The organism is Stieleria mannarensis, from assembly GCF_014154935.1.
GTDB classification, from domain to species: Bacteria; Planctomycetota; Planctomycetia; order Pirellulales; family Pirellulaceae; genus Stieleria; species Stieleria mannarensis.
On sequence record NZ_JACEHH010000089.1, the window covers coordinates 1 to 13,407 of the forward strand.

Annotated in this window: 12 protein-coding genes; all 12 read right to left on the bottom strand. The window is 58.7% G+C overall.

Annotated features, from left to right (window positions below):
* Positions 1-131: 131 nt before the first annotated feature.
* A complete protein-coding gene (locus H1B37_RS31710) occupies positions 132-1,607 on the bottom strand; it encodes a sulfatase family protein (protein ID WP_182871296.1) in 1,476 nt (491 codons plus the stop codon).
* Positions 1,608-1,724: 117 nt separating this feature from the next.
* On the bottom strand, positions 1,725-2,507 hold the full coding sequence (locus tag H1B37_RS31715) for a cysteine hydrolase family protein (RefSeq protein WP_182871297.1): 783 nt from the start codon (positions 2,505-2,507) through the stop codon (positions 1,725-1,727).
* A 38-nt stretch (positions 2,508-2,545) separates the two neighbouring features.
* Positions 2,546-3,784, bottom strand: a complete 1,239-nt coding sequence (locus H1B37_RS31720; RefSeq protein ID WP_182871298.1) for a Zn-dependent hydrolase — start codon at positions 3,782-3,784, stop codon at positions 2,546-2,548.
* 158 nt (positions 3,785-3,942) lie between these two features.
* Positions 3,943-5,862: an asparagine synthase (glutamine-hydrolyzing) gene (gene asnB / locus H1B37_RS31725; protein ID WP_182871299.1), complete on the bottom strand. Its 1,920-nt coding sequence runs from the start codon at positions 5,860-5,862 to the stop codon at positions 3,943-3,945.
* A 36-nt stretch (positions 5,863-5,898) separates the two neighbouring features.
* Positions 5,899-6,975, bottom strand: a complete 1,077-nt coding sequence (locus tag H1B37_RS31730) for an aspartate/ornithine carbamoyltransferase family protein (RefSeq protein ID WP_182871301.1) — start codon at positions 6,973-6,975, stop codon at positions 5,899-5,901.
* Positions 6,976-6,988: 13 nt separating this feature from the next.
* Complete coding sequence (locus H1B37_RS34230; protein ID WP_286178447.1) at positions 6,989-7,111, bottom strand: hypothetical protein; 123 nt, start codon at positions 7,109-7,111, stop codon at positions 6,989-6,991.
* A complete protein-coding gene (locus H1B37_RS31735) occupies positions 7,108-8,694 on the bottom strand; it encodes a sodium:solute symporter family protein (RefSeq protein ID WP_182871309.1) in 1,587 nt (528 codons plus the stop codon). The genes H1B37_RS34230 and H1B37_RS31735 overlap by 4 nt, the downstream gene beginning before the upstream one ends.
* A 2-nt stretch (positions 8,695-8,696) precedes the next feature.
* Positions 8,697-9,128: a hypothetical protein gene (locus tag H1B37_RS31740; protein ID WP_182871303.1), complete on the bottom strand. Its 432-nt coding sequence runs from the start codon at positions 9,126-9,128 to the stop codon at positions 8,697-8,699.
* A 222-nt stretch (positions 9,129-9,350) separates the two neighbouring features.
* Positions 9,351-9,575 carry a hypothetical protein gene (locus H1B37_RS31745; RefSeq protein WP_182871305.1) on the bottom strand — a complete coding sequence of 75 codons (225 nt, stop codon included), beginning with the start codon at positions 9,573-9,575 and terminating at the stop codon, positions 9,351-9,353.
* Positions 9,576-9,587: 12 nt separating this feature from the next.
* Positions 9,588-11,291: a BCCT family transporter gene (locus tag H1B37_RS33505; RefSeq protein ID WP_220498477.1), complete on the bottom strand. Its 1,704-nt coding sequence runs from the start codon at positions 11,289-11,291 to the stop codon at positions 9,588-9,590.
* Between the two features lie 141 nt (positions 11,292-11,432).
* Positions 11,433-12,263 (bottom strand): SAM-dependent methyltransferase, encoded by an 831-nt coding sequence (locus H1B37_RS31755; RefSeq protein ID WP_182871312.1) that lies wholly within the window; start codon positions 12,261-12,263, stop codon positions 11,433-11,435.
* A 2-nt stretch (positions 12,264-12,265) separates the two neighbouring features.
* A complete protein-coding gene (locus H1B37_RS31760) occupies positions 12,266-13,105 on the bottom strand; it encodes a glycine/sarcosine N-methyltransferase (RefSeq protein ID WP_182871307.1) in 840 nt (279 codons plus the stop codon).
* Positions 13,106-13,407: the final 302 nt, after the last annotated feature.

Below are 13,407 nucleotides of genomic sequence, written 5' to 3' on the forward strand. Positions count from 1 at the left end.
GTGGGTGGCACCAATTAAGAGATAGGTGGGTGGCACCAATTAGGAGCCGGTCGATCGGCACGACATCACTTCACTTCACAGCACTCCACCAAACCAATCCAGATCAGATCGACGCACACTTCGGTTCGCACCTAATTCGCGTTTTCGCGTTTTCCACCGGGGCGGTTCCGCGTTTTCTGCTTTGTCCCCGCATCGCGACGCTGAAACGCTTCCATGGCTTCCGCACGGCTCATTCCCTTGTAGCGGCCTTGATGCGCCAGCGCGTCGAGTTCCGTCTCGATCCCTTCGTCTCCCTGCGATTGCATCCACTGGCGAAGCTGCCCCTTGAGCCGCGTGACGACTTTGACGTGCTGGGGATCGTCGACAATGTTGTTCATCTCCAACGGGTCGGCGTCACAATCGTACAACTCGAACTCGGGTCGGTGCTGGTACTTCCGAACCAACTCCGCCGCCTTGGCGTCACCAGCCCGCCCGGCCTGGACCATCGACCGAAAATAATCCGCCTTGGTACAAGCGTTGGTGAACTTCGTCTCGTGGTTCAAATTCCAAATCAACCGATACCGCTCGTCACGCACCGAACGGATTGCATAGGCGTCGCTGCCGTTGATGATCCCCCGCGTGGTCATGATGCCATAGGTGACGGACTTGTGCGTGTCGGCTTGCCCGGTCAGCACAGGAACAAAACTCTTCCCATCGAGCACCTTCGCCGGCTCCCCACCGGCCGCCTCCACGAACGTCGGTGTGACATCGACATATTCCACCATCGCATCGGTGACGGCGCCTGGTTGCACCATCCCGGGCCAACGCACAACCATCGCTGATTGCAAACCATTCCCATAACACGTCCATTTGGCAAACGGAAACGAATTCCCTTGCTCCGAAACGACGACCACCAAGGTGTTGTCACGCATCTCGTACTTGTCGATCAGCTCCAAAATTTGGCCGACCTGGTCGTCGTAATACGTGATCTCGGCCAAGTAGCGGCTGAAGTTCTCCCGCATGACTGGTGTGTCCACCAAATACGGCGGAAGCTTGACCTGCTCCGGCGGATACCGCGACGCGTCCCCCTTGTTCCACGGCGAATGCGGCTCGTTGGAACAAGCAAACAGACAAAACGGCGTCGACGATTCACCACACTCCGAAAGCAACTGATCGATCGCCGACAGATCCGGGTTGTTTTTCACCCCACTGTATTCGAACGGGAACACCTCTTTCGGACCGATGTGCGTCTTCCCGGACAAAGCGACGCGATAACCCAGCGGTTTCAAATAGTGGACAATGCTTTGCGTCCCCGCCCGGGCAAATGTATGGTTGGGATACGCCCCCGACTTGACCGGATACAAACCGGTGTAAATGTTGTGCCGCGTCGGCGAGCACATCGGGGCGGCTTGAAAACACCGCGTGAACTTCATTCCCTGTTCGGCCAAGGCATCGATGTTGGGCGTGTGCGCCTGGCCGCCGTAACAACCGATGTCACGAAACGTGCAATCGTCGGCGATGATGAAGACCAGATTGGGACGCGCAGCGGTCGCGTCACTCAACACGGTCGGAAACCACACCATGGCGACCAGCGCGGCGATCGCAAGCGGTTTGTTGAGAGGGAGCATGATTCGGTCGCGAGTGGGAATTGCAAAACGAGCGAAACGGACGGCATCGAATGCCTGAGACGCCCGATTGTAATCGATCCCCGTGACCGCGAGTCAGCTGTGCACCACTAATTTCAGTCACCCATTCGCCGTTTCGACCGCCGCTTCGGATGGCAGCGCCGTGCGAATCGTCTTCAACACGTCCGAAAGACGTGCCACGCGGGCGTATCGGTCACACAAGGTCGCCAGCGACGCCTCATGCAGCTCCGGCGTCACCGTCGCACAACAGTCTTCGACGACCGTCACCAAATATCCCAAATCACAGGCGTCGCGGACCGTCGTTTCCACGCATTCGTTCGTGTACACGCCGACCACCATCAGCGACTCAATCCCCATGTTATTCAAGACGTAATGCAGGTTGGTCGACGAGAACACTCCACTGGCCGTCTTGTTGATCACGATCTCGTCGCGTGTTTCATCCGGCGCCACCATTTCAATGAATTCCGCATCACGCGAACCAGGCGCGGCCAGCAGCCCCAACCGCCGATGCCCCTTGCTGCGGTCGCGGCCGTCACGCGTGAGCGACTGAATGCGCGTATGAATCACCTCCAACTGGCGCGCCCGGAACGCGTCCTGCAGCCGTCTTACATTGGGCAGCACCAAACGTTCAAGCCTGTCAAAGTAGTACTCCTGGGCTTCCAACGGCACACCGCTGTTCTCGGCATCGCGAAAGACACCGTGACCGCGTGCGGCGTCCAAGTACTGGATGTCGATGCACAACAACGCCGTGTGCCCCTCGACCAACAATTCCTGCCGCTCGGGATTGTCGACGATGGCCTCGTGATAGACTTCCTTGAGCGGATCGACGTGCGAGGGATCGTGGTAGGGTGAAACGGATGACTCGGAAGGACCTTGATTCATGCGATTGGTTTCCTCTTTTCTTGCAGTGCAACGAAGCCTTAGCGGTTGGCCAGATCGATCACGGAGTGCAACATCAAGTTCGCTCCGGCTTCGATGTCAGTCCAGGATGTCCACTCGGCCGGCGAATGACTTTGCCCGTTCTTGCTGGGAACAAAAATCATACCGACCGGCACCATGCTACCCATGATTTGCGCATCGTGCGCCGCCCCGCTGTGCATTTGCAGGTGCATCAACCCCAGACGCTCGGCCTGTTGCAGCAATCCGCTGACGATGCCTGCGTCCGCCGCGACCGGAGGCAGATAGCTCTTTTGCTGGAACTCGAACATCAGGTTCCGGCGGCGTCCGATCGCCGAAAGCGCCTTGCGAAACGCGTTGCCCAGATCGGCCAGGATTTCCGCACTGGTGTCGCGAACATCCAGCGAAAATTCGACGATCCCCGGAACCGTGTTGGCCGCCCCCGGCAAGATCTGCGCCTTGCCGATCGTCGCCCGGCTTCGGGCCGTGCCGTTTTCGTCCAAAATTCGAGGGATGGCGTGGGCAAAGTCGGCCAGCCCCATGAACGCGTCATGCCGCATTTCCATGGGAGTCGTTCCGGCATGATTGGCCTCGCCCTTGAGCGTGACCGACCACGTAAACAACCCGGTGATCTCGTCAACAATGCCGACCGATTTCTGACCACGGTCCAAAACAGGACCTTGCTCGATGTGCAATTCCAAATAGCCGGCGATGCGCTCCGGATCGCGGGCCGCATCCAATGCACCGAGCGGTTCCACGCCATGACGCCGCAGTTCGTCGGCCAACAGCACGCCATCCAAATCCGAAAGCGTGGCCAACGCGTCGGGATTCAATTGCCCACACACCGATTGCGATCCGAACATGCCACCAAACCGCCCTTCTTCGTCACTGAACGCAATCAGCTCGACCGTCCGTCGGGGCACGATGCCGTTTTCGCGAAGACAGCGCAAACATTCCAAGCCGACAATGACGCCCAACGTCCCATCCAAAGGTCCCGCGCACGGCACGGTGTCGATATGCGACCCCACCAGAATTCTTGGGTCATCGGTCGCCCCCGATAGCTCGGCCGACACGTTGACCGCGCCGTCGGTCCGGGGCTCAAAACCGGCCTGCCGGATCCGATTCTCCAGCCAGCGTTTGCCCTCCATATCCGCATCGGTAAACGCCATGCGGTAGATGCCCCGATCGTCGTCACAACGACCGATCTGGGCAAGTTCATGAATGTCGTTTTTGATTCGATCTAGCTTGACGCTTAAATCCATGGAACACTCGTTTTCGGATTTGGTGCGAAAAGGTTCAGTTTCCCATGGGATGGGCATCCGTGTTGATGCGCAGGCTTTCGCCGCCTATTGTCGCTGCGACCGGGAATCGCCTTAAGGCTACACGCCAACGGTTGCTAAATGCCTCTCCCACTTGCCCCTCAGTCGACCGTCGGCAGCGGCATGCCCTCGACGTACTGCCCCTGCAACATGTGCAACTGCAACGCGTGGTTCATCAAGATGTCGTTCCGCCGGGCGATGGTGCCATCGGTTTCTCGCCAGGCCTGGTCGACAAATTGATCGAACCGTTCGTGACTGAGAATCCCCAGTTCACCCATCCGCTCGGGAGTCAACCAGTGGTTGATCATCTCCTGCACCGCGTTTCGTTTGACGGGATCGGTGTGAGCCGGCGGCGCCATGAAGGCAAACTTCTTGCGCTCGTACAACTCTCGCGGCAACACGTTGACCATTGCCTCACGCAACACCCATTTCTCGATCCCATCGCGAATCCGAATGTCCGGCGGGATCGTCACCGCGTATTCGGCGACATGGTGATCCAAGAACGCGGGGCGGGCTTCCATGCTGTTGGCCATGTCCATGCGGTCGCCGCCCCAGGTCAGAATCTGGCCCTCCAACATCGTCTTGCTCCAGGTGTACTGCGAAATGTCCAAACGGTGCCTTCCGCGAACCTGGTCAGGGTCGATCGCCGCAGCGACTTCGGCGATCGGATCGTAGGTTTCCAACAAGTCGATCAAGTCGTCCGACAACACCGCTCGGGCGGCCCGCAGCGTCAACATCCAGGGCTGAATCCACGACGGGGTGAAACCGCAAAGGTCTTGCCAGGCCGGGTGCAACTGGTCCTCCTCGGCCAAAATCGCACCGGCAAAGATTCCGCCCTCGTCTTCACGACCGAGCCAGTCGCGTTTAAAGAACGGGTACCCGCCGAACAATTCATCCGAGCCTTCGCCGGTGATCACCGCTTTGTAATTGCAGGCCCGCACGCGGCGGCTCATGTGCCATTTCGCGACCGCCAGCGTGTTGTAAAACGTCCGCTCGGCATGCCATGTCGCGCGTTCAAACGCCGGACCGTAAAGCTCCTTTTCCGTCAAACGTAATAGCTCTTGCTCGGCACCGGTCCGCTCGGCCATCAGTTTGGCGATGTTCGATTCGTCGTACTCATCGCTGTCAAAGGCGATCGTAAACGCCTTGACCGGTGACTGCTGAAGCGTCGTGGCCAACCCCAAGATGGAACAGCTGTCGATGCCGCCGGACAGGTAACACCCGACCGGGACATCCGCCTCCAGACGAGTTGCGACGGCGTCGATCAATCGGTCCTGGACGCCCTGAACGTATTCCGCCGGGTCGGCGCCCGTTTCGTGCGAGGTCGGGAACTCCAAGTCCCACCAGCGCCGCGATTCGGTCACCAGCCGATCACCGTCCTGACGGACAATCAACATGTGTCCCGGCTGGATCGCCTGCACGCCTTCAAACGCTGTGGTCCCGGGCACCATCACCTGCATCATTTGATGAATCGCGGCCTTGGGGCACAACCGCGGCTCGATGCTGGGGTGTTTGAGGATCGACTTGACTTCCGACCCCCAAACGATTCCATCATCTCGGACCGCAAAGTACAAGGGTTTGATACCGAATCGATCCCGGATCAGGATCAATCGTTTTTCGCGATGGTCGTACAGAACGATCGCAAATTCACCGCGCAAACGCTCGACGAACGACAGACCGTGCCGCAGGTACAACGGCAACGTGATCGCGCTATCGCTCTTGCCGTCACTGGGCAGCGACTGACAGGCCAACCGGGTTCGTTCGCGTTTATAGCCGTACAGTTCGCCATTGACGGTGACCGCATAGTCGCCGTCGGCGGTTTCGATCGGCTGGTGCCCGTGGTCCAAACCGATGATCGACAAACGGGTGTGTCCCAGGGCCAGCCCTTGATCGAGAAAAAACTTGCTGCCCCGTTCGTCCGGACCGCGGTGGTCCAAAACGTCCAACATCTGGTCGAGCGTGAAACGCAATTCGCGTTCATTCGTCCGCCCGGGATTCCAAAATCCAGTGATTCCGCACATGGTGTATCTTCGGTAAGTGTTTCAGTCGTGGTGTCGTTAGCAGAGATCCGAGATCCGATCCAGCCGATTCAAGACGGCGGCCAGCACGGCTTGTCGGACAAACACGGCGCCCGCGGCTTGGGCGAAATAGAGGTTGTGGGTGGTGTCGTCCAAATCCTCGGACAATTCCTCGTTGCGGGCCAACGGGTGCATGATCACCGCCCCCGGTTTCAACTTGCTGGACGCATCCAATCCGTATCTGCTGTCCAGGTTCCGGTAGCTGTCGCCCAGGAACGCGATCGAATTGACATAAACGACGTCCAAGTCCGGCAACACCTCCTGAACATCGTTGGTGATTTCGATCGGGATCGGCGACTCTTCGATCGGCTCGGTCAAATCCAACCCGACCGGATCGGCCATCTCAGAAACCAGGGTGATTTTGGAAACCGAATCGACGAACATCAACGACAGACGCAGAAAGCTTTTAACCGCTCGCATCGACCCCGGCGTGCCGACGATTCCCAAATGAATCTTTTTCTCACTCGGGCAGGACCGGTCGCTCAACTCCGGACGCCACTTCAACAGCGTGTACCAATCCAACAGTGCTTGCGTCGGATGGTGCCCGCTGCCGTTGCCGGCGTTGATCAGCGGGCGTTCCAGATTCTTTTGAATCTCTTCGACACTTTCGGTTTCGGGATGCCGCATGATGACGACATCTCCATAGGTGTTGAACATCTCGCCGATGTCGGCCAACGATTCGCCTTTGGCGATCCCGGTGACCTGGCCGTCGGGAACCGAAAGCACCTTGCCGTCCAGCCGCAGCACGGCACTTTCAAACGACAGCCGCGTCCGCGTGCTCGCTTCGAAAAACGCCGTGATCGCGATTTTTCCGTCCAGAGGTTTCTTCATCTCGACGTTGCGAGTCTCCAAGAGTGCCGCCAACTGCGCGATCGCCACCACCGTCTCGCGGTCGAATTGCCGCGGATTGACAATCGAGTTGCCGGCAAGTTTGGCAAGCGTCTCCCAATCGACTTGCATGTCGGTTTGGCGGAGAAGATCCACCGGATCCAGCTTGCGACCCTTCGAATTGGTCGCAAACTCCGTCAACGCGCGGCGCATTTGTTTCGTGTTCATTATCAATACGGATCTACCAGATACGTTTTTCTTTGAAATCGAGAATCCAAAACACGATGAGTGCCGCCGCGCCCAAACCACACAGGATGAGCCCACCCACCACAATCAGTTCCAAAAACCACAGAGGAAACATCATCGCGTTTCACCTCCACCGCGAATATCTCCAACCATACCACCTCGTCCGTCCGGGTCGATGGGGGCGACACCCTCCGATTGGACAGCAATCGGTGCATCGGGAGAATCCGACAACAAATTAAAATCAAAGTCGTCGGGGTACAAAACCATCGCAATCAGGAACACCACTCCGGAGACCGCCGCGCCGACCAGGGACGCGACGAACCAGCCGATCGCGAAATAGGCGACCAGCCCGAGCGAGGTCCCGGCCACCATCGCCGCACAGGCCGCGATCGGACTCGAACGCCGAAAATACAGCCCGCCGATAATGGGCCAGATACAGCTGCCGACCATCGGTCCGGCGAAAAACAGCACCGTTGCCAGAGTCCCGATGTTGGGGTAAGCCGCACACCAGGTGATCACCCCCAAACCGATGATCGCAAACAGCGACCAACGGCGTTTAGTTGCGTCGGTCGCCTGGACACTCGTCATCTGTTCAGCAATCGGCTCGGCGATGTCATTGACCACCAAGTCGCTCGTCGCGGCCAACAAACTGTCGATGCTGGACGCCAACGAACAAAACACGACCACAAAAACCAGCAGTGCACCGCCGGTCCCCAATAACGTCGCGGCCACCATCGGCCCGACCGTGTCGGGTTGGCTGACGCCGATCCCCAACGCCGGAGCGGCCAAGCCCAAAAAACCGGCAACGATCGGCACCGGCAGCCACAACAATCCGCCTAACAAATACGCCTTGGGGCCGACGCCTTCACGCATCGCAAACGCGCGACTCCACCACACGTTGCTGTGAAAGATTTCACCGAATCCGAACAGCATGTTATTAAACAGCGCCATCAACGCGGCGGGAAACAGAATCGACAGCAGCATCGGCCGATCCGCCTGCAATTGTTGATGCACGTCGGCGACGTCGACGTGGGCGATCACCGCGATCGCGACGACGACCAACCCGATCAGGATGATGATGCTTTGAACAAAGTCGGTGCCGATGACCGCGTACATCCCGCCGAACAGCGTGTACAGCACACAAACGACCAACACCACCGTCATCCCCACTTCATAGGGAATCCCCGACAATGCGTTGAGCAATTTGCCGCCCGCCATCGCCATCGAAATCAACCAAGTCATCGCGTAGAACAGCGAGATGATCAGAAACGGGATCGAACCGAGTCGCCCGTATCGACGCCGGACGAATTCCACCGCCGTGTAACCGTGCGGCATCAAGCGACGGATCCTGCCGCTCAACGGGGCAAAGGCGAACAAACCGAAGCTGGCCGTTGAATACGCCAGCGCCCCCCAAAGGCCCAGCTGCAACGCAAACTGTGGCGCCAACATCGTCGTGTTGGACGTCACCCAAGTTGCCACCGCCGTCGCCGTTCCGAGGGCCAAGCCGACGTTCCTGCCCGCCACGGCAAAGCCGTCGTAAGTCGTCGCCCGACGGCCCCACCAGATCCCCAGCCCGATCCACGCCAGCCCGAACAGGACTAACATCCCGTAACCGGCTTCCTGGCTGAGAATCCGCCCGGTGTCGACCGAAGAGACTAGCACCACACCGCCAAAGAGTTGTTCTTCCAAGCCGATCGCCATGTTCATTCATTACGCCCCGGATCGACCGCGGATTCCAATTTCGACACGTCGCCCGAATGACCGGCGGCCTGTGGCAACTGCAGTTGCTGCAATTCGATCGTTCGCCCCCGCAAGATGACAAATACGATTCCTGCGACGACGACCGCGCCGATGGCGAACAGAGTTAGAGAAGGGGCAAGCCCCCAGTGTTTGACCGTTGCGATGGCCTCGCCCGATGTCGCGATCGTCTGGCCGTCCTCGCCGATGGCCTCGACGCGATACCGGTAGCTCCCATCGCTCAAGCCCGATTGAAAGGATTTTGTCGCAACGCCCTCATAGGCGATTTCATTCGCGTCGTCTCGGACGCGGTACAGGACCGCCCCGTCGACCGCCGACCACTCGAGCGTGAAATAGCCTTCACGCGATTCACCCAGCTCGGTTTCGACAAACGACAATTTGTCTGGTGATGCCGTCTCCGGCCCGTCCGCTATGGCGGACGAGCTGAAAACTGCGGTTGCAAATCCAAGAGAGCACAGCATTCCCAGAAAGCTTCCAAGAAAGCACAGCGCGGCGGCAACCGCCCGACGCATCGCCGAGCCGTTCCGCTCCGCTGCGCCGCGACGATTCCGTCGACCGCTTGGTTGACCAAACTTCCACATCAGATCTGGCCTTTTTGCCTAACGGCGGCGCACGCGTTTGATCCAGTAGTCCACACCCATCTCATTGATGGGGTCACCATCCAAACAGACCGCGATTTTTTCGGTTCCCGCGGCAATGTTTTCTAGCTCTCTGGCGGCCGCTTCGCCGCTTTTGGCATCCACCGGAAAGGAGTCCAGCACGGCGCCGTCGCCATCAATCTGTTTAACTTCATACGTTTTGTGTAGTGAATCCGACCATTCCATCGTTATGTCTCCCTAGGAGTGAGGTGGTGTGGAAGAGATTTGAGAATCTCTGTGAAGCGAAGTCACCAACCCGTAACAGGCCAGCAACAAGAGGAACGTCAAGGGAAGTGCTGCCGCAATCGATGCGGCCTGCAGTGCGACCAGGCCTCCGCCATACAGCAGTGCAGCGGCGACCAGCCCTTCACTGATCGCCCAGAAGAGTCGCGTACCCACGGGCGGGTTTCGAGACCCGCCCGACGCGATGATATCGATCACCATCGACGCGGAATCCGACGAGGTGACGAAGAAAAGCACGATGCAGATCGTTGCGATGCCGATCGCGATCGTTTGAATCAAAACCGAGGGGAACAGCCCCTCCAACAACACAAACAAAACCGTCGGCAGTGTCTCGACCGTCGACCGCCCGTCCGCCGTCACCACGTTGGACTGATAGTATTCGACGGCCGTCAAGGGTTGCTGCCGGCGTTTGATCTCCCCCGAACCCAATCGCACCAATTCGCCCGACGGGCCGACTTCACCGACCCAGTACTTCGGCAGCACGCTCTCCGGGTCATAACTGGCGTCGTTTTCCAGACGCTCGACGTGGTCGGTGTATTGCCGCAGCGTGGTCGTCCCAAACGCCGTCAACCAGGCAATCCCCACCGCCGTCGGCACGAGCAACACGCCGATCACAAACTCCTTGATCGTCCGCCCGCGAGATACGCGGGCGATGAACATCCCGACAAATGGCGACCAGGAAATCCACCAGCCCCAGTAGAAAATGGTTTGACCGTTGACCCAGGCTTGGGACTGTTGGTTAAAGGCCCCGGTTCGAAGTGAATTGAATGGCAGGGTTTGCAGGTAAGCTCCCGTGTTTTCGATCGCCGCCCCCAGATAAGTGAACACGCCGACGCCCAGGATCACCAACAGCATCAACGAAGCGGCCAGCAACAAGTTCAGCTCACTCAATCGTCGGATCCCGCCGTGCAACCCGACAACGACCGACGCCGTCGCCATTGCGGTGATCCCGGCGATCAACGTCATCTGCACACCGATCCCCGCGGCGATGCCGAACAGGTGCGCCAATCCGGCATTGACCTGTTGAGCGCCAATCCCCAATGACGTCGCGACGCCCGTCAACGTCGAAACGATGGCCAAGATGTCGATCACGTCGCCCGCGCGGCCCCACACGCGATCCCCCAGCACGGGATACAACAGCGAGCGAAAACTGAGCGGCATCCCTCTGCGAAAACCGCAGTATGCGATCGCAAGGCCGACGACCGCGTACAGCGCCCAAGGGTGCAGCCCCCAGTGGAAAATGGTGACCGCCATCGACAATCGAGATCGGTCCAAACCGTCGGCGAAACCGGGCGGTGTGTCCTGGTAGTGCACGATCGGCTCGGCCACACCAAAAAACAACAACCCGATGCCCATCCCGGCACTGAACAACATCGCGAACCACGATCCGCGTCTGAATTCCGGCGATTCGCCGTCTCGACCCAACCGGACGCCACCGTACCTGCCGAACGCCAGCCACAGAGCCAGGCCAAAAAAGAACGCCATCGAAGCGACGTAAAGCCAGCCGAAGTTGACCGCGACCGACTCACGGACCGAGACAAAGGCATCCTGCAACTCATCCGCCGGCCAGATGAAACAAAGCAACGTGACCACCAACACGATCGCGGCACTGGTCAGAAAGACGACCGGGTGCATCTCAAAATGCGGACCGATCGCCACGCGCGGCATCGGCCGGGCGAGGGGCGTTGAAGGTCGCTCTGTGGTGGTCGTATGGCTCAAGAATCAGTTGGTGGAGGGAATGGAGCATGCCTGAAGTCCGCGATCTGCAGCAGCCGTCCGCTGCAGTACTGATCCGGCCTCTTATGGCTTACCGAACAAAAACACGCCCCAACTCAGGTGCCCCTTACGGCCTCCATCGATCCAATGCTGAAGCCCCGTTTTCATTCGCTCCAGATAGTCACCGGATATCGTTTGACCCAAGTCCGATTGACGGCTCTCGGTCTCTTTGAGCACACGCGAGTAGTGATTGACCAACTGGTCGGTCAGATCCTCAAACCCCAAATCCTGCCAGCCCAAATCACGAGCGACACTCTGATAAAACTTTGGAAACCCAAGGTCGGACAGATGGATGCGGGCCAGAATCGGATCCAGCACGCCGTCGGGACAATCGTTGGACTGCATGGGATCGGTGAAGATAAATCGCCCACCCGACCTCAGCACGCGATCGACTTCTCCGAAGACCCGCGGCCGGTTCCCGGCGTGCAAAATCGCGTCTTGAGACCACGCCGCATCAAAGGTTCCGTTTTCCAGGGGCAGGTCCTCGAAGCTTCCGTCGATGACATCGATCCGATCGGAAACCCCGGCCGCCTCATTCAACTGCCTGTTCCGCTCGTTTTCGGTCTCCGACAAATTCACGCATACGACCCGGCAACCAAACCGATCAACCATCCGCCGCGCCGCACCACCGTACCCCGACCCGATGTCGATGACGGTGGCACCGGAATCCAGCTCTCCGATCCGCTGCAATAGATGATCGACCGTCCGCCGACTGGCATCCTTGATCGAATCATCGCCTGACTCGTACAGCCCGATGTGGATGTCCTCGCCGCCCCAGATCTCCGAGTAGAAACGGTCCGCATCCGAACTGTTGTAGTACTCGCGGGCGACCTGCGTTGCGGTTTCCGAACTCATACTCACTGCGCCCCCTCCTCGGAAACCCCTTCGTATTTCTTTGACGCGACATGGACAAAGAAGTCGGGCTCGCGCTCGTGATAAGTCTCCTGGAAATCACCGTACGTACTGACCTCCTGAAACCCAACCTCCTCCATCAGCCCACGCGTGTAGTCCTTCCTCAGCGGGAACATGTTCAAGTGATAGACCGAACCGTCGGCGAACGAATACTGGAACCGGGCCAGCCCCTCGTCGACGTGCTCCGGCTCCGCAGAAACCTTCTCGCCGCAATAGTAGTATTTATGCTTTGAACTGAAACCGTGGTCGAGGATCTCGTCGTAGTTACGCTGGTCCAGAATCAACACGCCGTCGTGAACCAACGCCGCATAAAATTCGGCCAACGCCTTTCGCCGGTCACGCTCACTAAACAGGTGCGTGAACGAGTTCCCCAGGCAGATCACGGCATCAAAACGGCCGTACACATCGCGGTTGAGCCAGCGCCAGTCGGCCTGGGCGGTCCGCAACACCTTACCCCGCTTCCGGGCGTTCTCAAAAGCCCTTGCCAACATGTAGGGGCTGCCGTCGACGCTGACGACATCAAACCCGGCTTCGATCAATCGAACCGAGTGGAATCCGGTCCCGGTGGCAACATCCAGCACGCGCTTGACGCCGCGCGATTTGAGTTGCTCGATAAAAAAGTCGCCTTCGGACTCCCATCGCTGCTGCCAGTCGATCAACTCATCCCACTTTTCAACAAAACCACGAACGTATTCGTCGGTGTAGTTATCCGTCGACCGCACCTCGGTGGGGTCGGAACCGTAGTCTTGCGATTTGTATTCGAGCAGAAATTCGTCGGGCGCCATACATCTTGCCTTGGGAAAGAAATCGTCGACTTGCGGACGGGCCGCACTGGACGAGCGACCCAGGGTAACAGAAAATGGTTTGTGTTGAAAGCAGTTCTGTCACTCGCCAAAGCTTATGAACGGCACGTGCATCGCGTCAACCGCGGGTTTTTCCGCATTGCCCCCTGTCTGGAGCCCCTGGCGCGGAACGTTTCGATTTCATTAAAATACGCTGAATCCGTCTCGCCCAATCGAGCGGACCAACTCCCAACTCCCAACTCCCAACTCCCAACTCCCAACTCCCAACTCCCAACTCCCAACTC

Coding starts and splice junctions, on each gene's coding strand:
- H1B37_RS31730 (WP_182871301.1), bottom strand. CDS start 6,975: ATGAACACGAAACAAATGCGCCGCGCGTTGACGGAGTTTGCGACCAAT.
- H1B37_RS31735 (WP_182871309.1), bottom strand. CDS start 8,694: ATGGCGATCGGCTTGGAAGAACAACTCTTTGGCGGTGTGGTGCTAGTC.
- H1B37_RS31710 (WP_182871296.1), bottom strand. CDS start 1,607: ATGCTCCCTCTCAACAAACCGCTTGCGATCGCCGCGCTGGTCGCCATG.
- H1B37_RS31755 (WP_182871312.1), bottom strand. CDS start 12,263: ATGAGTTCGGAAACCGCAACGCAGGTCGCCCGCGAGTACTACAACAGT.
- H1B37_RS31760 (WP_182871307.1), bottom strand. CDS start 13,105: ATGGCGCCCGACGAATTTCTGCTCGAATACAAATCGCAAGACTACGGT.
- H1B37_RS34230 (WP_286178447.1), bottom strand. CDS start 7,111: ATGATGTTTCCTCTGTGGTTTTTGGAACTGATTGTGGTGGGTGGGCTC.
- H1B37_RS31720 (WP_182871298.1), bottom strand. CDS start 3,784: ATGGATTTAAGCGTCAAGCTAGATCGAATCAAAAACGACATTCATGAA.
- H1B37_RS31715 (WP_182871297.1), bottom strand. CDS start 2,507: ATGAATCAAGGTCCTTCCGAGTCATCCGTTTCACCCTACCACGATCCC.
- asnB (WP_182871299.1), bottom strand. CDS start 5,862: ATGTGCGGAATCACTGGATTTTGGAATCCCGGGCGGACGAATGAACGC.
- H1B37_RS31745 (WP_182871305.1), bottom strand. CDS start 9,575: ATGGAATGGTCGGATTCACTACACAAAACGTATGAAGTTAAACAGATT.